Raw genomic sequence first — 18,281 nt, 5'->3', positions numbered from 1 at the left:
GCCACGGCTGCGAGGGGGGCGGGAGGAATCAGCCGCCGGGGAGCCGGCCGCCGGGGCGTCGGCCGCTGCCGAAGCATCAGCGCCGGTGTCAGCCTGCGAGGCGGTTACAACGGGGGCGTCCCCGGTGGCCGGGGTCGCAGCATTCTGTTCTTGTGGTTCAGACACGGGATCAGTCATGGCGTAGCGCAGCTCAGTGAAATAAAAGACAACCTCGCATCATGCCAGCATTGGCAATCGCTGCACAGCGACGTTGTCTCTGCAACGGCCGCACTGCGGCCAGCAGACCACACAATCAGTGCGCGGGCAGGGCTTCGTCGAGCACTTCGACCCAGTGGCGCACCGGTACTTCGGTGCCGTTTTGCAGATGCGTGATGCAGCCGATGTTCGCCGACAGGATCGCCACCGGCGGCGCTTCGCCGCAGGCCTCGCCCAGCGCGACCAGCTTGCGTTCGCGCAGCTGGCCGGAAATTTCGGGCTGCAGCACCGAGTAGGTGCCGGCCGAGCCGCAGCACAGATGCGACTCGGTGCGCGCCACGCGCAGCTGGAAGCCCAGTTGCGCGAGGTGTGTTTCCACGCCGCCGCGCAGCTTCTGGCCATGCTGCAGCGTGCAGGGCGGGTGGTAGGCCATCACGCCCGCGGGCGCTTCGATGCGGCCCTGCAGGCGCTGCGCCAGCTCGGGCAACATTTCGGGCAGCAGCTCGCTCAGGTCGCGCGTGAGCGCGCTGATGCGCGCCGCCTTGTGCGCATAGGCCGGGTCGTCCTGCAGCACATGGCCGTAGTCCTTCACGGTCGCGCCGCAGCCCGAGGCGTTCATCACAATGGCTTCGACCGCGCCGCTCTCGACCGCGGGCCACCAGGCGTCGATGTTGGCGCGCATCTGCACCTTCGCGCCGTCCTGGTCGTTGAGGTGGAACTTCACCGCGCCGCAGCAGCCCGCCTGGGGCGCGATCACCGTCTGTATGCCGGCCGCGTCGAGCACGCGCGCCGTCGCGAAGTTGATGCGCGGCAGCATGGCGGGCTGCACGCAGCCCGCGAGCAGCATGACCTTGCGCGCATGTTCGCGCACCGGCCAGGCGCCCGTTGCGCGCGGCACCGTGACCTTGGCCTGCAGCGCCTTGGGCAGCAGCGGGCGCACCGCCTGGCCCAGCTTCATTGCCGGCGCGAACAGCGGCGACGACAGCCCTTCCTTCAACGCCCAGCGCGTGAGGCGCTCGCCCATGGGACGCTCGACCTGGGCATCGACCACCTTGCGGCCTATGTCGACCAGGTGGCCGTACTGCACGCCGCTGGGGCAGGTGCTTTCGCAGTTGCGGCAGGTCAGGCAGCGGTCCAGGTGCAGTTGCGTGGAGCGCGTGGGCGTCTGGCCTTCGAGCACCTGCTTGATCAGGTAGATGCGGCCGCGCGGGCCGTCGAGCTCGTCGCCCAGCAGCTGGTAGGTCGGGCAGGTGGCCGTACAGAAACCGCAATGCACGCATTTGCGCAGAATGGCTTCGGCTTCGGCGCCGTCGGGCGTGCCGCGGTAAGCGGGAGCGAGTTGGGTTTGCATGGCTAATGTCTTTTGAAGACCTGGCTCAGGCGAGCGGCTGCAGCCGCCCGGGGTGGAAAATGCCGGCCGGGTCAAAGGCCTGCTGCAGACGCGCCTGCAGCGCCGCGAGCGCGGGCTGCATTGGCGCGGGCGAGGCATGCGGCGCGGCGCTGGGGGCCTGCTCGGCGTGGAACATCTGCGCCGTGCCGCCGACCTGGGCCGCGAGCGCCTGCAGCGCCGGGCCGACACTGCGCGGCGCCTGCACCCAGCGCAGCGCGCCATGCCATTCGATCAGCGGCCCGCGCGCGCCTTCGGGCAGCGCCAGCACGGGCGCCTGGGCCGGTACCGACAGGCGCCACAGCGCGAGATCGGGCCGCGCGAGCCGGTCGTTGAACCAGGGCAGCTGGTGGTCGCGGCAGGCGTCCCAATCGGCGGCCACCTTGGCGTTGTCCTGGCGCTCGCCGCCCAGCGTCTGGCAGGCCGACTGCACCGCGGCCTGCGCGCCGCGCAGGCGCAGAAACAATGTGCCCTTGCCGGCATCCTCGACCCAGCAGCTCGCATTGAGCGGCAGCGGCTGGCCGCCCCAGGTATTGAGCCATTGCAGCGCCTGCGCCTGCGTGCACTCGAAGCGCAGCGTGGCTTCGCCCGGCGCCTGCGGCAGCACCTTGAGGCTGACTTCGGTGATCAGGCCCAGCGTGCCCCAGGAGCCGGCCATCAGCCGCGAAACGTCATAGCCCGCGACGTTCTTCATCACCTGGCCGCCAAAGCGCAGCAACTCGGCGCGGCCGTTGAGTATCTCCACGCCCAGCACATAGTCGCGCACCGCGCCCACACTGGCACGCGCCGGGCCGCTGAGGCCTGCGGCAACCATGCCGCCCACGGTCGAACCGGCGGAAAAATGCGGTGGGTCGAATGCCAGGCATTGGCCGTGCTCGGCGAGCAGCGCCTGCAGTTCGGCCAGCGAAGTGCCGGCGCGCGCGGTCACGACCAGTTCGCTGGGCTCGTAGCTGACCACGCCCTGCAGCGCCCGGGTGTCGATGACCTCCCCGGTCAGCGCACGCGCATGGAAATCCTTGCTGCCGCCGCCGCGCAGGCGCAACGGGGTCTGATGGGCAATGGCGCAGCGCAGGCGCTCGGTGATCTGGCTTAAGGCTGAATCCATGCCGCCATCGTAGCGTCAGGGCCTGCGCAGCGACCGGCGCGGCCGCGTGAATTTTTTGCACGCAGCTTGTGAAGTCTGGCCGCAAGAAAAAAAAAGGCCCACCGAGGTGGGCCAAGTTCCAGCGTCCGAGGAGAACCTGGTATTTCGCAATGATGTTGGAGCGGACGTCCCTGCCACCAGCCAGGGCCGCCCGCGCCGGGGGCTTAACGCACGTAGGCGGTTTCGCCGTGGGAGCTGATGTCCAGACCTTGGCGCTCTTCTTCTTCGCTGACCCGCAGGCCCACCAGAAGATCAGCCACCTTGTAGGACACGAAAGCCACGACACCGGACCAGACCAGGGTCACGAGCACGCTCTTGACCTGCACCCAGACTTGGTGGCCCATGGAGTAGTTGGCGGGCTCGATGCCGCCCAGGCTGGCAGCGCAGAACACACCGGTCAGGATGGCGCCGACGATACCGCCGACACCGTGCACGCCGAACACGTCGAATGCATCATCCGCACCCAGCATGCGCTTGAGACCACCGACGCCCCAGACGCACAGAGGGCCGACGATCAGGCCCATCACGATGGCGCCCATGGGACCGACGAAACCAGCGGCGGGAGTGATGGCCACGAGGCCGGCGACAGCACCCGAGATCGCACCCAGCATCGAAGCCTTGCCCTTGTGCAGCGCTTCGGCAGCCAACCACGACAGGGTGGCGGCGCCCGTGGCGACGATGGTGTTGACGAAAGCCAGACCGGCGATGCCGTTGGCGGCGCCAGCGGAGCCGGCGTTGAAGCCGAACCAGCCCACCCACAGCAGGGCGGCACCGACCATGCTCAGCGTCAGGCTGTGCGGGGCCATCGATTCCTTGCCGAAGCCCAGGCGCTTGCCCAGAACGTAGGCACCGACCAGACCGGCGATACCGGCGTTGATGTGCACCACGGTGCCGCCAGCGAAGTCCAGCGCGCCGTCAGCAGCCAGCAGACCACCGCCCCAGACCATGTGGGCCATCGGGATGTAGCTGAACGTGAACCACAGCACGGCGAAGATCAGCACGGCAGCGAACTTGATGCGCTCGGCGAACGAGCCGACGATCAGCGCCACGGTGATGGCCGCGAACGTGGCCTGGAAGGACACGAACACATATTCGGGAATGGTCTTCAGTGCGCTCGACAGCGTGTCAGGGGTGATGCCCTTGAGGAACAGCTTGTCGAAACCGCCGAAGAACTTGCCTTCGCCGCCGAATGCCAGCGTGTAGCCGTAGATGACCCACAGCACGGTGATCAGCGAGAAGATCACGAAGACCTGCATCAGCACCGACAGCATGTTCTTGGAGCGACCCAGGCCGCCGTAGAACAGTGCCAGACCGGGGATGATCATCAGGATCACGAGCACGGTCGAAGTCAGCATCCAGGCGGTATCGCCGGAGTTGAGCACGGGGGCTTCCTCGGCGGCAGCCGGGGCGGCTTCGGGAGCGGGGGCGGCAGCAGCGGCAGCGACCGGCGCGGCAGCGGCGGCTTCAGGTGCGGGAGCGGCAGCCGCGGGTTCGGCCGCGGCGGTCACCGCGGGCGCCTCGGCAGGCGGAGTCTGCGCCAGGGCGACACCGCCCGACAGCAGGCTCAGGCCCAGGCATAAGGAAGCAAGCAATTTTTTCATGTCAATCTTTCTGATCGGTACGAACGCAGGCCTTAAAGGGCTTCCTGGCCGGTCTCGCCGGTACGGATGCGCACCACCTGCTCGAGGTGGGAGACAAAAATCTTGCCGTCGCCGATCTTGCCGGTGCGGGCCGCGGCTTCAATGGCTTCGAGCGCGCGGTCGACCATGTCGTCGGCAATCGCCGCTTCGATCTTCAGCTTGGGCAGAAAATCGACCACGTATTCCGCGCCGCGGTACAGCTCGGTATGGCCTTTTTGCCGACCAAAGCCTTTGACTTCGGTCACGGTAATGCCCTGCACGCCGATGTCGGACAGTGCTTCACGCACTTCATCGAGCTTGAAGGGTTTGATGATGGCGGTCACCATTTTCATGAGTCATTCCTCCGGGATGAGGGCGCACCGGGCGCCCTCCGATTACAGGGCTTTGGTCAGTGTGACAACAAAGCGGTTCTTGTTGATGTCACCGAAGAAATTCTTCTTGTTGGCGCCCACCAATGCACCGCCCAGCGACAGGCCGTCGCCGAAATCGTAGGCAGCGCCGACGCTGTAGTCGACATAGTTCGGCACACCCTGGACGTCGCTGGAGAAGCGCGTGTAGCCCACGGCAGCCTTGAGCGTCACCTTGGGAGCGACTTCCTGGGCAAATGCCAGGTTGAAGTAACCGGTGTTGCGGCCGCCCACGCTGCCGAAATATTTCTTCGACACGGTGTGCGAATACTTGGCGGTCAGCGGGCCGAAGCCGGCGCCGGCGTACAGCTCTGTGGTGTTGGCATCGCTGGCGCCCGGGTAGACATAGGTCAGCGCACCCAGATCCCAGTTGATGCTGCCGGCCGAGAACTTGTAGCCGCCGTAGAAATCGCTTTCGAGCGAGTTGCCCGACAACCAGTCGACGCTGGAGTTCCAGTTGCCCACGTACCAGCCCGACTCGCCGAAGCTGTAGTCGAAGCCGCCTTGCAGCGCAGGCTTGACCGCTTTGGTGCGGCTCGTGTCCTGGTCTTGCCCACGGAACTTGTAATTGCTGGTCAAGCTGACATTGGCTGTCAGCTGGGCGCTGGCCAACATGGGCAGAGCGACGACAAAAGCAACACCGACGGTCTTCATCCAAGCACGGGACATGAGGCTCTCCAGTTGTAAAAATTTTCGACAAACGGTGAAAAGCATGAACTGTGCCAACCGGGGCGAGTCGTAGGCATCACGGTGCGCAGGCCCGGAGGCGGCAGTTCGAAAACATGGGAATGCACCTTTTCGGTGCGAATTCACCCTTTCGACCCGAGATTGCTACGCACCAAAATGGACGATGTGGCGATTGCGCGGGGTTACACGCCCCGGCGCGGGCCGTCGCTCAGGGGTGCCAGTGCGAAGTACGCACCGCCGAGGTGCCTGTCGTGCCCGCCAGCGCATACGACAGCTGGTTCGCGGTCTTGAGCAGCATCTGCGCCATGGCTTCGAGCTTGGGCTCGGGCAGGCGCGACGCGGGCCCCGAAATGCAGACCGAACCGAACAGCCGCCAGTGCATGCCGAACACCGGCGCCGAGACCGTCGCCACGCCCTGCTCGCGCTCGCCGATCGAGTGGTGGAAGCCACGCTCGCGGATCTGCTCATAGGGCTGGCCCGGCTCGCCCGAGAACGCCAGGATCACGCGGCCCGGCGAGCCCTTGTCGAGCGGCAGCTCCTCGCCCATGCGCACATGGTGGCGCAGCGCATGCGGGCCTTCGACGCGCATGATGCAGATGCGCGCATTGCCTTCGCGCACATAGAACGCCGTGCTTTCGCCGCAGGCCAGGGTCAGCGCGCGCAGCGCGGGCTCGAGCACGTTCTGCACGTCGAAGCCGGCCTTGTAGCGCGCACCCAGCCAGCCCGCGGCCGGGCCCAGGCGCCAGTCGCCATCTTCGCGCTGCACCATGTAGCCATGGTGGGCCAGCGTGCGCGCCAGCCGCAGCACCGTGGTCTTGTGCAGGTTGCAGCGCCGGCTGAGTTCGGCCAGCGACAAATTCGACTCGCCCAGCGCATAGGCCTCGAGCAGTTGCAGCGCGCGCGACACCGCGGTGACGAAACCGTTCGACGCCGCGGGATCGTCCGCGGACGCGGCGCTTTCCGGCCCCGCATCCAGCGCGCCGGGCCCCTCTGCGACAGAGGGTGAAGTGCGCACGGCACGCGGTGTTTTGCGAGAGGAAGAATCAGGCTTCATGGTGCAATGCGTTTCATTGTACGAAACACCATTGTATGCCTTGAAACGTTTTTTTAAACTGCGTCCAACTACCGCGGTCCCGCTGCGGTGGTTGGATAAATAAATCAACGGAGACAAGACATGCCATCGACACCTCGCTTTCACGCGTTGCTCGCCCGCCTTGGCGGCCCCATCTGCGCGGCCACCCTGGGCCTGGCAGCCGCCGCCGTGCCTTTCGCCAGCGCACAGGCCCAGGCCGCCTACCCCAGCAAGCCCATCCGCCTGATCGTTCCCTTCCCTCCGGGCGGCGGCACGGACATGATCGCGCGCACCGTTGCGCAAAAGCTCACCGACATGAACAAGTGGACGGTGGTGATCGACAACCGTCCCGGCGCCGGTGGCAACCTGGGAGTCGATGCCGCGGCCAAGGCCCAGCCCGATGGCTATACGCTGGTCATGGGCCAGACCAGCAACCTGGCGATCAACCCCGCGCTGTACGCCAAGCTGCCGTACAACCCGCTCAAGGACCTGACGCCGGTGGCGCTGGTGTCGTCTTCGCCCATCGTGATGGTCACGTCCGCCACCTCGCCCTACAAGACCATCGCCGACGTGGTCGCCGCGGCCAAGAGCAAGCCCGACGGCATCACGCTGGGCTACTCGGGCAACGGCACCGTGGCCCACCTCGCGGGCGAACTGGCCCAGGACGCCGCGGGCATCAAGCTGCGCCATGTGCCCTACAAGGGTGCGGCCCAGGCGCTGACCGATGTGGTCAGCGGCAACATCGATCTCTACATGTCGGCGATTCCCACGCTGATCGGCCAGGTGCGCAACGGCAAGATGCACGCGGTCGCGGTCACGTCCAAGAAGCGTTCGACGCAGCTGGCCCAGACCCCCACGCTCGCCGAGTCGGGCTACAAGGACTTCGAGGCCATCACCTGGTTCGGCGTGATGGCGCCCGCGGGAACGCCGCCGGCCATCGTGCAGCAGCTCAACAAGGCCATCAACCAGGCATTGCAGCAGGCCGACACCGCGGAGCGCCTGCGCTTCGAGGGCGGCGACGTGCTCGGCGGCTCGGTAGAGAGCTTCCAGCAGCTGCTCAAGGCGGAAATCCCGCGCTGGGCGCAGATCGTCAAGGACTCGGGCGCCGGCCTGGACTGAAGCGCTTCGCCCTACCCAGGGCGCCAATGAGGGAGCGCCGCTCCCCATCCCCCATTACTGATTGAACAGGCGACGCGTGCCGCACGGCCCGCCCGCCCAAGGGACAGCCACGCCCGCAAATCCTGTCTGCACGACCGACCAAGCCTTTTTTCACGCCCCATTCATTTCAACCGGACCGCACCATGAACCAACTTCCAGAAATCATCCGTGACATCGAACGCGTGGGCGCCGACGTCGTGCAAAAAGCCGCTACCTTTCAGGCAGCGATCCTGGCCGACGTCGCCGGCCGCCGCGGCACCATGCACGGCCGCGTCGCGCCCGTGCACCAGGACATGAAAGTCGCGGGCCCGGCGTTCACCGTCGAAGTGCGCCCCGGCGACAACCTGATGATCCACGCCGCGATCGCGCTGGCCCAGCCCGGCGACGTGCTGGTCATCGACGGCAAGGGCGACCTCACGGCCGCGCTGATGGGCACGCTGATGCTCAGCGCCTGCAAGAAGCTGGGCCTGGCCGGCGTGATCGTCGACGCCGCGATCCGCGACAAGCTCGAAATCCTGGACCTGGACTTCCCGGTGTTCAGCGCCGGCTTCAACCCCGCGGGCCCGACCAAGTACGTGCCCGGCCGCATCAACCACCCGATCAGCGCAGGCGGAACCACCGTCAACCCCGGTGACCTGGTCGTGGGCGACGCCGACGGCGTGGTCGTGATCGAGCGCGCCAAGGCCCCGGGCATGATGGCCCTGGCCGACAAGAAGGTCGCCGACGAAGCCGCGCGCATCGAAGCCATCGCGCGCGGCGACACCGCCTCCAAGTGGCTGCCCGCCGCGCTGCACGCCGCCGGCGTGCTCAAGGACGGAGAGTCGCTGTGAGCACCATCATCATCACCGGTGCCGATCTCGCACCGCAGGCGCTGGAACTGCTGGCCGGCCACGAGATCGTCTACGCGGGCAAGACGCCCACCGAGGAAAGCCTGGTCGCACTGTGCCGCCAGCATGACCCCGTGGCCATCATCGTGCGCTACGGCAAGGTCGGCGCGGCCGTGATGGACGCCGCGCCTTCGCTCAAGGTGATCTCCAAGCACGGCAGCGGCACGGACACCATAGACAAGGTCGCGGCCCAGGCGCGCGGCATCGAAGTCGTCGCGGCCGTGGGCGCGAACGCCGCGGCCGTCGCCGAGCAGGCGCTGGCGCTGCTGCTGGCCTGCGCCAAGTCGGTGGTCGAACTCAATGCGCGCATGCATGACGGCCACTGGGACAAGGCCACGCACAAGAGCCTGGAACTCGGCGGACGCACCATAGGCCTGGTCGGCCTGGGCGCGATCGGACTGCGCTTCGCGCGCATGGCCGATGCGCTGGGAATGCGCGTGATCGGCTTCGATCCGTTCGCACGCAACCTGCCCGACTACATCCAGAGCGTGGACCTCGAAACCATCTGGCGCGAGTCCGATGCGGTCTCGTTGCACTGCCCGCTCACGGCGGACAATCAGGCGCTGCTCAACGCCGGCACGCTGGCCCAGTGCAAGCGCGGCGTGATCGTCGTGAACACCGCGCGCGGCGGACTGATAGACGAAGCCGCGCTGCTGGCCGCCGTGCGTTCGGGCCAGGTCATGGCCGCGGGCCTCGACAGCTTCGCTGTGGAACCGATGACCGCCGGCCACCCGTTCCAGCATGAACCCGGCTTCGTGCTGAGCCCGCACATCGGCGGCGTGACCAGCGATGCCTACGTCAACATGGGCGTGGGCGCGGCCAAGAACCTGCTGCAGGTGCTGGCGCGCGCGAGCGCAGCGGCGCACTGACGCTGGCCCCATCGCCCCGGGCCAGCGACTGGCACGGGGCGCCGCCGGTTGAATCCAGGAGACAAGAAATGTTCAAGCAATACAAGCGCCAGGCCTTCAAGGCATTGGCAGCACCCTCGCTGGCGGCACTGTTGCTGGCAGCCATGCCCGCAGCCGCCCAGGCCCAGGCCTTTCCCGCCAAGCCCGTCAAGCTGGTCGTGGGCTTTGCCGCCGGCGGCCCCACCGATGTCGTCGCGCGCGCTTTCGCCGACCACGCCAGCCGCGCGCTGGGCCAGCCTTTCCTGGTGGAAAACAAGCCCGGCGCCAACACCATTCTCGCGGCCCAGGCCGTCGCCTCGGCCCCTGCCGACGGCCATACGCTGCTGTTCGCCGCGACCAACCACTCGATGATTCCCGCGCTGTACAGCAGCCAGGTGAAGTTCGACGCCGTGCGCTCGTTCCGCCCCATCTGCACCGTGGCCACCAGCCCCACGGTGCTGGTCGTCGGCAAGTCGCTGCCGATCAAGACGCTGGGACAGTACATCGACAAGGCGAAGAAGGAACCGGGCCGCCTCACGGCCGGCACCGCGGGCGCGGGCAGCTCGGGCCATTTCGCGACCGAGATCTTCGCGCGCGCCCAGCGCATAGACCTGAACCATGTGCCGTACAAGGGCGCGGCGCCCGTGATCACCGACCTGATGGGCGGGCAGATCGACAGCTCGTTCGCGACGCTGGGCTCGGTGCTGCCGCAGATCCGCAGCGACAAGCTGTCGGCGCTGGCCGTGGCCTCGCCCCAGCGCTCCACGCTGCTGCCCGATGTGCCGACCTTCGCCGAAGCCGGCGGCGGCAACTATTCGGCCGATGCCTGGTATGGCGTGCTGGCCCCGGCGGGCATTCCCGCGCCGATCGCCCAGGCGCTCGAACGCGTGGCCACCGAGTTCGCCAAGAGCGAAGCCGCGGTGCAGAAGCTGCGCAATCTGGGCCTGGACGCCGCATCGACCTGCGGCACGAGTTTCGCCACCCAGGTGAGCCGTGAAGTCACGACCTATTCGCAGATCGCCAAGGATCTGAACCTGCAGACCAACTGACGTTCGGCTGCCCGCCGCTCGCCTATATCTAGTTAGGAGACAAAAATGAATGCTTTCGCCAAGACCCTGATCGCCGCCTGCGCCCTCGCCGCCGTCACCGCGCACGCGGCCTTTCCCGACCGTCCGCTCACCATGGTCGTGCCCTACGCGCCCGGCGGCTCGGCCGACGCGGTCGCGCGCCTGCTGGCCCAGCATATCGGCATCAAGCTGGGCACCAGCGTGATCGTCGAGAACCGCGCGGGCGCGAGCGGCACGATAGGCGCGAGCTACGTCGCCAAGGTGCCGGCCGACGGCTACACCATGCTCTACGACGCCACGCCCTACTCGATCAACCCGCACCTGTTCCCCAAGATGCCGTATGCCGCGAATGCGCTGCAGCCGCTGTCGCTGGTGCTGCTCGCGCCGAACATGATCATCGTTCCGGCCAACTCGCCGTTCAAGAACATCAACGACCTGATCGCCAAGGCCAAGGTGCAGCCGGGCAAGCTCAACTTCGCGTCGGGCGGCAGCGGCACGGTGCAGCGCCTCGCGGCCGAACTGCTGCGCCAGCAGCTCAAGCTCGACATGGTGCATGTGCCCTACAAGAGCGGCGGCCCGGCAATCGCCGACGTGATCGGCGGCCAGGTGGACTTCATGTTCAGCACCGTGGCGGCGTCGTATCCGCTGGTGTCGGGCGGCAAGCTGCGCGCGCTGGCGATCTCGTCGCCCGAGCGCGCCAAGAACCTGCCCGACGTTCCCACGGTGGCCGAGACGGTGATTCCCGGCTATGAAGTCTACGAATGGAACGGCGTGTTCCTGCCCGCGGGCACGCCTGCGGCGATTGCCAACAAGCTGCAGCAGACGCTGGTCGAAGTGCTCAAGGAAGACGCGGTGAAGCAGCGTCTTGAAGATATGGGCGCCAAGTCCGTGGGCTCGACGCCCGCGGAGTTCGCCACCTTCCTCGCCAAGGAAGATGCCAAGTGGGGCGAAGTGGTGCGCAAGGGCGCGATCAAGCAGGACTGAGCATGACCTTGCCTGCGCTCTCCCGACCCGTTGCGCATTCAGTGGGCCTGAACCGGCCCGCGCGCCAGCTGCCCGCGCTGGCCTGCGATGCCCACATGCACATCTTCGCGCCCGAGTTCGCGCCTTCGCCGCACTGGAAGCGCACGCCGCCCGAAGCGCGCGTGGGCGACTACCGGCAACTGCAGCAGCGGCTGGGAACGGCGCGCACGGTGGTGGTCACGCCGTCGACCTACGGCACCGACAACGCCTGCACGCTCGATGCGCTGCGCCAGCTCGGCGACAGCGCGCGCGGCGTGGCCGTGGTGGACCAGGACGTGAGCGACGCGGAACTGTCCCGGCTCGACGCCCAGCGCGTGCGCGGCCTGCGCGTCAACTTCGTCTCGCCCCAATCGTGGGGCACGACCACGCAGCAGATGCTGGTCACGCTGGCGCACAAGCTCGCGGGATCGCCATGGCATATCCAGCTGTTCGCGCATGCCGACCAGATCGTCGCGCTCGCCCCCGTGCTCCGGGCCTTGCCCGTGCCGCTGGTGATAGACCACATGGGCCGCATCGATCCAGCCGAGGGCCCGTCGGCCGACGCCTATGGCGCGCTGCGCACGCTGCTCGACGCCGGCAACACCTGGGTCAAGCTCTCGGGCGCGTACATGCGCTCGACCGTGCACGGCCCCACCTATGCCGACACGCTGCCGCTGGGCCGCGCGCTGGTCCAGGCCGCGCCCGAACGCCTGGTCTGGGGCAGCGACTGGCCGCACACCACCGAAGTCCCGGGCACGGTCAACGACGCCGATCTCGTCGATCTGCTGCAGCACTGGACCGGCTCCGATGCCGCCATGGACCTTATCCTTGTGGACAACCCGGCGCGGCTTTATGGTTTCGACGCCGCCGCCTGAGCCACGGGCCTGATTGAAAGAAAGTGCTTCCCATGTTCCTGCTGCAATCCCCCCAAGTCCGCGAACTGGAGCTGTTCACGTCCATGCCGCAGGCGTTCCGGCGCCCCGAACGCAGCGCCTGGGCCGACGCCAACCGCGGCGGCGCGATCACCGACGCGTTCCTCGAAGGCCCGGTGTTCGACGCCGCCGGCAACCTCTATGTGAGCGACATCCCCTGGGGCCGGATCTTCCGCATCGACGCGCAAGGCGAGTGGAGCCTGGTGGCCGAGTACGACGGCGAACCCAACGGCATGAAGTTCCTCGATGCCGATACGCTGCTGATCACCGACTACAAGAACGGCCTGATGCGCCTCGACGTGCGCAGCGGCCAGGTGACGCCGTTTCTCGAACGCCGCAACAGCGAGCGCTTCAAGGGCGTCAACGACCTGATCTTCGACGCCGAAGGCAATCTGTATTTCACCGACCAGGGCCAGAGCGGCCTGCACGACCCCAGCGGCCGGCTCTACCGACTGCGCCCCAACGGCCAGCTCGATCTGCTGCTGAACAATGTGCCCAGCCCCAACGGCGTCGCGCTGTCGCCCGACGGCCGCGTGCTGTACCTCGCGGTCACGCGCGGCAACTGCGTGTGGCGCGTGCCGCTGCTGCCCGACGGCAGCGTCGCCAAGGTCAGCCAGTTCTTCACTTCGTACGGCCCCAGCGGCCCCGACGGCCTGGCCGTCGATGAAGAAGGCAAGCTGCTGATCGCCAACCCCGGCCTCGGTTACATCTGGGTGCTCAACGCGCGCGCCGAACCCGTCGAAGTGCTGCGCGGCGTGGCCGGCAGCTCGACGACGAATCTGGCGTTTGGCGGCGCGGACCGGCGCACGCTTTATGTGACCGATTCCACGCACGGCCGTATCCTGCGCGCGACGCTGGCGACGCCAGGGCTGGCATTGGCTGCGGGCCGCGCCGGTTAAGCCGCTGCGCCCTCGGGCAGCTTGGCGATCACCTTGATCTCGAACTGAAAGCCGTAGAGCCAGGTCACTCCCACGCCGGTGAGCGTGGGGTATGGCGCTTCGCCCCAGAACTCCGGAACGATCTTCCAGATGGTCTCGAAGTTGGCTTCGGGATCGACCACGAACACGGTGACATCGACCACATCATCGAACGTGCAGCCGGCCGCGCCCAGCACCGCGTTGAGGTTGGCGAACGCGCGCCGCACCTGGGCTTCAAGTTCGGGTTCGGGCGAGCCGTCTTCGCGGCTGCCGACCTGGCCGGAGACGAACAGCATGCCGTTGGCGCGCACCGCGGGCGAATAGCGGTTGCGTTCATAGAGCGCCTGGCGGCCCGGCGGGAAGACCGCATCGCGTTGCGTCATGGGATTCTTTCTTCAGTGGATATGCGCCCACTTTAGGGGCCGCGGCCGCGTCGATAAACCAGCAAGTCTGTGCATCACTGTTTGTAAAATCCAAACAATCAACACGGAATCTGGAGTTCGAATGGACCGCTTCGATGCCATGCAGGCCTTTGCGCGCGTCGTGGAAACCGGCAGTTTCACCAAGGCCGCAATGACGCTGCATATGAGCAAGACCAGCGTCACGCAGCTGGTGCAGCAGCTCGAGGCGCGGCTGCGCGTGCGCCTGCTGAACCGCACCACGCGCAAGGTCAACGTCACGGCCGACGGCGCCGCATATTACGAGCGCGTGCTGCGCGTGCTGGCCGATGTCGACGATGCCGAGACCAGCCTGTCGGGCGGCGCGCAGTCGCCCCGGGGCCGGCTGCGTGTCGATGTGCCCAGCCCGCTCGCGCGGCTGATCCTGGTGCCGGCCCTGCCCGACTTCCATGCGCGCCATCCCGAGATCCAGCTCGACCTGGGCGTCAGCGACCGCATGGTCGACATCATCGGCGAGAACGTCGACTGCGTGCTGCGCGGCGGCGAACTGACCGACCAGTCGCTGATGCATCGCCATATCGCGGATCTGCAGCTGGGCGTCTACGCCGCGCCGCGCTATCTCGCGCTGGCCGGCGTGCCCGCCCACCCGCGCGAACTCGAAGGCACGCACCAGCGCATCGTGGGCTTTCACTGGGCGCGCCATGGCCGGACCGCGCCCTATGCGATGCAGCGCGGCGATGAACGCATCGAAGTGCGCGGGCGCTATGCGCTGTCTGTCGACGACGGCAATGCCTATATCGCCGCGGGGGTCGCGGGCATGGGCGTGCTGTGGCTGCCCGAGTACATGGCCCAGGCCCACCGGGACAGCGGCGAACTCGTGCCGCTGTTCGAAGACTGGCAGCTCGCGCCCATGCCGCTCTATCTGGCCTATGCGCCCCAGCGCCATGTGAGCGCCAAGCTGCGCGCGTTCATAGACTGGGTCACGGCGCTGATGGACTTGCATGCGCCGGTCATGCGCCGCCCTGTCGGCTAGAGCGGTTTCATCCGACCATTACGCCCTGGAAACGCCCTTCGACAGGCTCAGGGCGAACGGTGGGGGTGGGCGGGAAGATTGCCCAGCGCACAACATGAAAACCGTTCGTCCTGAGCCTGTCGAAGGATGAACGGCCTGTACTCCAGCTCAGAGCGCTGCACGCATCTCCACAAAAAAACGCTTGCTGGAAACGCTCTTCGACCGCGCCGCTCAGAAGCGGTATTTCATCGAGACCATGAAGTTGCGCGGCGGGCCATATGACCCGGTGTTCCCGCCCAGCGCCACGTAATAGCGCTTGTCCAGCGCATTGTTCAGGTGCGCGCTCACGGATAGTTGCTTGCTCACTTCGTAGCGCGCCATCAGGTTGACCAGCGAATAGCTGTTCTGCGTATAGGTCGCCAGCGGATCTCCGGTCTTCGTCTCCCAGTGGATGCCGCCGCCCAGCGTCAGATGGTTCCAGTCGCCGGGCAGGCGGTAGCTCGTGAACAGCTTGACGGTGTTGCGCGGAATGCGCGGCAGGATGCGCGCGCCGCTCTGGTCGCGCGTCTCGCTGTAGTTGTAACCCGCGCTCAATTGCCAGCCGCGCGCGAGCTGACCGCTGAGCTCGATTTCGAGGCCTTCGGTGGTCGCGTCCTTCTCCGCGGTATAGGAGTAGAGAACCGGGTTCCAGACCGCGAGATTGCTCTGCTGCGTGCGGAACAGCGCCAGGCTCGAAGTCAGCGCGCCATCGTTGAACGCGGCCTTGAGACCAGCCTCGTAGCTGCGGCCTTCCTCGGGGTCCATCTTTCCGCCATCGGTGTACATCAGCGTGCCCGAATCCTGCGGCCGGAAGATCTCCGTGTAGCTCGCATAGAGCGAGTAGGTGTCGTTGAGCGCATAGACGATGCCAGCATAGGGAATCACGACATTCTTTTCGCGGTCTTGCGTGCTCGTGACCGCATTGCGCGCATAGGTCAGCTCGTCGCGGTCGCGCTTCCAGCTCGTGACGCGCGCGCCGAGCAGCAGGTTGACGCTATCGCTCAACTCCAGCCGGGAGCTCAGATAGGCGCCATGCTGGTATTCCTGCGAGCGGGTTTCGCCGGTCTGCACATGGTTGGGGCGCGGCAGCTCGCCGCCCCAGTCAAAGGCGTTGACGATGTCCTGACGAATGCTCGAATAGCCCGGGCTGTCCTGGTCGATACGCGACAGCGTGATGCCGCCGATCAATTCATGCCGGCGCCCTAACAGCGAGAACGGCCCGGTGACATAGGCGTCCAGACTGGTCTGATTGGCATTCGAGGCCCAGCGCGGCATCAACGCAGAGGCACCGAGTCCCGTGGTCGGGTTCACGCTGCCGCCCAGCGAGGCCATGAAGCTGTCGTACTTGTAGCGCGCATGCGTGAGTTCGGCCTTGGTCACCCAACCCGAGTCCAACGTATGTTCGAGGGCCGCGAAAGCGCTGTCATGCTGGTGGTTGTAATAGGACCAATCGGGCGTGGCCCCGGCCGCGAGTCCGGCGCCCGTGGGCAGGCCGTTGCTGTAAAGAATGATGGCCGGCCCGATCTGCGAATCCGTCTTGCGCGCCAGATGGCTGAAGCCCGCGGTCAGCTGCGTGCGCGGGCCGAGGTCGACCTCGCCTATGCCGTAAAGCACCTCGGTGTCCTGCGCATAGTTGCTGGTCCAGGCGCCCTGGCGCTTGACATCGGCCACGAGCCGGCCGCGCACGCTGGCGTCCTCATTGAGCGCGCGCGACAGGTCCAGCCCAGCGCCGTAGCGCGACCAGCTGCCGGCCTCGGCGGTCACGCTCGCCTGCGCCTCCTTTGTCGGACGCTTGCGTATCATGTTGATGGTGGCCGCAGGCGTGCCCAGCCCGCTCATCATGCCCGTCGCCCCCTTGACGACCTCGACCCGGTCGTAGATCACGGAGCTCTGGATGTAGTTGCTCATCGACGCCGAACTCGGAATACCGTCGATCTGAAAGTTGGTGATGCTCGCACCACGCGCCCACCACTGGGGGGCATCCGCTCCCACGCGGAACGGCTTGACGGTGATGCCGGCCGTGGCATCGAGCGCTTCGCTCAGACTGGACAGCCCCTGGTCCTCGATGCGCTGGCGCGTGATCACGGTGATCGGCTGCGGCGTCTCCTGCGGCGTGAGGTTCAGCCGTGTCGAGCTGCTGGTCGAGAAGGTGGTGTACGAGCCCGTGCCTTCCGTGGTCGAACCCGGGGCCTTGCCCGAGACCGACACCACGGCCAGCGCATGCTCGGCCGAGGCCGACGGCTCCCTGGGTACGGCCCTGAGCGTGAAGGCTCCGGGCTCGGAGTCGATGACCTGCACGTCGGTTCCCGCAAGCAGGCGATCGAGCGCCTGGCGCGGCGTCTGGCGACCCTGCACGGCCGGCGCCGAACGGCCGGCCACGACCTGCTGGTCGAACAGCACCTGGTGCTTGGCCTGCTGCGAAAAAGCGCGCAATGCGCCCGCGAGCGACTGGGCGGGAATGTCGAACGCCAGCGCCTGCTGCGCCTGCGCGGGCGACGCCATCATTGCCAGGGCGGCGGCGACCGCCGTGGCCGCGGGCTGCCAGGCCCGGATGTTGCGCTGCAATGCCGCGCCCGCGAAGGCGCCCCTCAACTGTCTTGTTTTCATTTGCTGTCCTGCGGATCTGCGTTGGTGTTCAGGCTGTGGCTGATCTGCACGCAGGCAGGTACTGGCTGGCAACCGTGAGGGCGCGAAAAATTCCTGCCCTTGCAGAGATAAACGGCAGCCGCGCAAAAAGTGGGAACGTAGTCCGCGAAATATTTTTGCGGCCGGCGCGTGCTCAGCGCGCGCTGATGCGCCAGCCGTCTTCGCCCAGGTCCTGCACGCGCACCGGCAGCAGCATGGGCAGCGCGCGCAGAAAGCCCGCGGGCGCGTCGGTGATGGCCATGCCCGAGACCGGCAGGGCGGCGAGCCTGGCGCCCTCCACGCGCACCGGCTTGCCCAGGTAGCGCGCCAGTTCCGCGGCGACTTCGGCCAGCGGCGTCTGCGCGAACACCAGTTGGCCATTGCGCCAGTCGCCCACGGCGTCGGCCGCGGCCGGCACGGCCGTGTGGCGGCCCGAGGCCGCATCGACACTCACGCCCGCGCCCGCGCCCAGCTGCAGCACGGGCGCGTCGGCGCGGCGGCGGTCGGGGCGCACCTCGACCTGGCCTTCGAGCACCTTGACGACGAATTGCGGCGGCCCGGAACGCAGGTTGAACGCCGTGCCCACCACACGCACCTGGCTGGCGCCGCTGTCGACGGTGAACGGCTTGTGCGCATCGGGCGCGACCTGGAAGAAGGCTTCGCCGCCCGCGAGCTCGACATTGCGCCGGCGCGGGTAGTAGCGCACCGCCAGGCGGCTGTCGAAGTTCAGCGTGACGCGCGTGCCGTCGGGCAGCGCGACAGCGCGCATTTCGCCCGGGCCCGTGGCGATGTCGAGCACATAGCTTGGATGCTGGTCCCACCAGT

The 18,281-nt window shown here is 67.2% G+C and carries 17 protein-coding genes; 8 read left to right on the top strand and 9 right to left on the bottom strand.

Translation table 11 applies throughout. The features are described 5' to 3' along the window. Positions 1–292: 292 nt before the first annotated feature. The 6 genes from glcF to KHY18_RS24280 all read right to left on the bottom strand — a co-directional run bounded on the left by glcF (position 293) and on the right by KHY18_RS24280 (position 6,475). Complete coding sequence (gene glcF, locus KHY18_RS24305; protein ID WP_213306164.1) at positions 293–1,546, bottom strand: glycolate oxidase subunit GlcF; 1,254 nt, start codon at positions 1,544–1,546, stop codon at positions 293–295. Between the two features lie 25 nt (positions 1,547–1,571). Continuing rightward, the gene (gene glcE / locus KHY18_RS24300; RefSeq protein WP_213306161.1) at positions 1,572–2,687 is read right to left on the bottom strand and encodes a glycolate oxidase subunit GlcE; all 1,116 of its coding nucleotides are present in this window, start codon (positions 2,685–2,687) and stop codon (positions 1,572–1,574) included. A gap of 203 nt (positions 2,688–2,890) precedes the next feature. Further along, on the bottom strand, positions 2,891–4,327 hold the full coding sequence (locus KHY18_RS24295) for an ammonium transporter (RefSeq protein WP_213306158.1): 1,437 nt from the start codon (positions 4,325–4,327) through the stop codon (positions 2,891–2,893). Between the two features lie 32 nt (positions 4,328–4,359). After that, complete coding sequence (gene glnK, locus KHY18_RS24290; protein WP_175505503.1) at positions 4,360–4,698, bottom strand: P-II family nitrogen regulator; 339 nt, start codon at positions 4,696–4,698, stop codon at positions 4,360–4,362. 42 nt (positions 4,699–4,740) lie between these two features. Then, positions 4,741–5,442, bottom strand: a complete 702-nt coding sequence (locus tag KHY18_RS24285; RefSeq protein ID WP_213306155.1) for a TorF family putative porin — start codon at positions 5,440–5,442, stop codon at positions 4,741–4,743. Positions 5,443–5,668: 226 nt separating this feature from the next. Further along, positions 5,669–6,475, bottom strand: a complete 807-nt coding sequence (locus KHY18_RS24280; protein WP_502769403.1) for an IclR family transcriptional regulator — start codon at positions 6,473–6,475, stop codon at positions 5,669–5,671. Between the two features lie 159 nt (positions 6,476–6,634). Here KHY18_RS24280 and KHY18_RS24275 point away from each other — a divergent pair, with 159 nt between their 5' ends. The 7 genes from KHY18_RS24275 to KHY18_RS24245 all read left to right on the top strand — a co-directional run bounded on the left by KHY18_RS24275 (position 6,635) and on the right by KHY18_RS24245 (position 13,364). Then, a complete protein-coding gene (locus KHY18_RS24275; protein ID WP_213306148.1) occupies positions 6,635–7,651 on the top strand; it encodes a Bug family tripartite tricarboxylate transporter substrate binding protein in 1,017 nt (338 codons plus the stop codon). A gap of 182 nt (positions 7,652–7,833) precedes the next feature. Then, a complete protein-coding gene (locus KHY18_RS24270) occupies positions 7,834–8,520 on the top strand; it encodes an RraA family protein (protein ID WP_213306145.1) in 687 nt (228 codons plus the stop codon). Further along, the gene (locus KHY18_RS24265) at positions 8,517–9,446 is read left to right on the top strand and encodes an NAD(P)-dependent oxidoreductase (RefSeq protein ID WP_213306143.1); all 930 of its coding nucleotides are present in this window, start codon (positions 8,517–8,519) and stop codon (positions 9,444–9,446) included. The genes KHY18_RS24270 and KHY18_RS24265 overlap by 4 nt, the downstream gene beginning before the upstream one ends. Before the next feature lie 68 nt (positions 9,447–9,514). Beyond that, positions 9,515–10,513 (top strand): Bug family tripartite tricarboxylate transporter substrate binding protein, encoded by a 999-nt coding sequence (locus KHY18_RS24260; RefSeq protein WP_213306140.1) that lies wholly within the window; start codon positions 9,515–9,517, stop codon positions 10,511–10,513. Between the two features lie 45 nt (positions 10,514–10,558). Beyond that, positions 10,559–11,515, top strand: a complete 957-nt coding sequence (locus tag KHY18_RS24255) for a tripartite tricarboxylate transporter substrate binding protein (RefSeq protein WP_213306138.1) — start codon at positions 10,559–10,561, stop codon at positions 11,513–11,515. A gap of 2 nt (positions 11,516–11,517) precedes the next feature. Further along, entirely contained in the window at positions 11,518–12,408 is an 891-nt protein-coding gene (locus KHY18_RS24250) for an amidohydrolase family protein (protein ID WP_213306135.1), read from the top strand. 32 nt (positions 12,409–12,440) lie between these two features. Continuing rightward, the gene (locus tag KHY18_RS24245; protein WP_213306131.1) at positions 12,441–13,364 is read left to right on the top strand and encodes an SMP-30/gluconolactonase/LRE family protein; all 924 of its coding nucleotides are present in this window, start codon (positions 12,441–12,443) and stop codon (positions 13,362–13,364) included. Here KHY18_RS24245 and KHY18_RS24240 read toward each other — a convergent pair. After that, a complete protein-coding gene (locus KHY18_RS24240; RefSeq protein WP_213306128.1) occupies positions 13,361–13,765 on the bottom strand; it encodes a Rid family hydrolase in 405 nt (134 codons plus the stop codon). The genes KHY18_RS24245 and KHY18_RS24240 overlap by 4 nt on opposite strands. Positions 13,766–13,886: 121 nt before the next feature. On the opposite strand from KHY18_RS24240, the gene KHY18_RS24235 reads away from it, so the two are divergent. Next, a complete protein-coding gene (locus KHY18_RS24235; protein ID WP_213306125.1) occupies positions 13,887–14,813 on the top strand; it encodes a LysR family transcriptional regulator in 927 nt (308 codons plus the stop codon). Positions 14,814–15,023: 210 nt separating this feature from the next. Here the strand turns inward: KHY18_RS24235 and KHY18_RS24230 are convergent, their stop codons facing one another. Together KHY18_RS24230 and KHY18_RS24225 are read right to left on the bottom strand one after the other, a co-directional pair. Then, positions 15,024–17,438, bottom strand: coding sequence for a TonB-dependent siderophore receptor (locus KHY18_RS24230; RefSeq protein WP_213306122.1), 2,415 nt, complete (start codon positions 17,436–17,438; stop codon positions 15,024–15,026). 172 nt (positions 17,439–17,610) lie between these two features. Next, on the bottom strand, positions 17,611–18,281 hold a 671-nt coding region (locus KHY18_RS24225), incomplete at its 5' end, for a FecR family protein (protein ID WP_213306119.1).

This window comes from Acidovorax sp. CCYZU-2555 (assembly GCF_018413525.1).
Lineage (GTDB): Bacteria > Pseudomonadota > Gammaproteobacteria > Burkholderiales > Burkholderiaceae_C > Comamonas.
This window is presented reverse-complemented; position numbering and strand designations above follow the sequence as displayed.

Bases quoted from the DNA above. Each gene is read 5' to 3' on its own strand.
- KHY18_RS24230 (WP_213306122.1), bottom strand. From the start codon at position 17,438: ATGAAAACAAGACAGTTGAGGGGCGCCTTCGCGGGCGCGGCATTGCAG.
- KHY18_RS24235 (WP_213306125.1), top strand. From the start codon at position 13,887: ATGGACCGCTTCGATGCCATGCAGGCCTTTGCGCGCGTCGTGGAAACC.
- glcF (WP_213306164.1), bottom strand. From the start codon at position 1,546: ATGCAAACCCAACTCGCTCCCGCTTACCGCGGCACGCCCGACGGCGCC.
- KHY18_RS24275 (WP_213306148.1), top strand. From the start codon at position 6,635: ATGCCATCGACACCTCGCTTTCACGCGTTGCTCGCCCGCCTTGGCGGC.
- KHY18_RS24255 (WP_213306138.1), top strand. From the start codon at position 10,559: ATGAATGCTTTCGCCAAGACCCTGATCGCCGCCTGCGCCCTCGCCGCC.
- glcE (WP_213306161.1), bottom strand. From the start codon at position 2,687: ATGGATTCAGCCTTAAGCCAGATCACCGAGCGCCTGCGCTGCGCCATT.
- glnK (WP_175505503.1), bottom strand. From the start codon at position 4,698: ATGAAAATGGTGACCGCCATCATCAAACCCTTCAAGCTCGATGAAGTG.
- KHY18_RS24260 (WP_213306140.1), top strand. From the start codon at position 9,515: ATGTTCAAGCAATACAAGCGCCAGGCCTTCAAGGCATTGGCAGCACCC.
- KHY18_RS24295 (WP_213306158.1), bottom strand. From the start codon at position 4,327: ATGAAAAAATTGCTTGCTTCCTTATGCCTGGGCCTGAGCCTGCTGTCG.
- KHY18_RS24285 (WP_213306155.1), bottom strand. From the start codon at position 5,442: ATGTCCCGTGCTTGGATGAAGACCGTCGGTGTTGCTTTTGTCGTCGCT.
- KHY18_RS24270 (WP_213306145.1), top strand. From the start codon at position 7,834: ATGAACCAACTTCCAGAAATCATCCGTGACATCGAACGCGTGGGCGCC.
- KHY18_RS24245 (WP_213306131.1), top strand. From the start codon at position 12,441: ATGTTCCTGCTGCAATCCCCCCAAGTCCGCGAACTGGAGCTGTTCACG.
- KHY18_RS24250 (WP_213306135.1), top strand. From the start codon at position 11,518: ATGACCTTGCCTGCGCTCTCCCGACCCGTTGCGCATTCAGTGGGCCTG.
- KHY18_RS24240 (WP_213306128.1), bottom strand. From the start codon at position 13,765: ATGACGCAACGCGATGCGGTCTTCCCGCCGGGCCGCCAGGCGCTCTAT.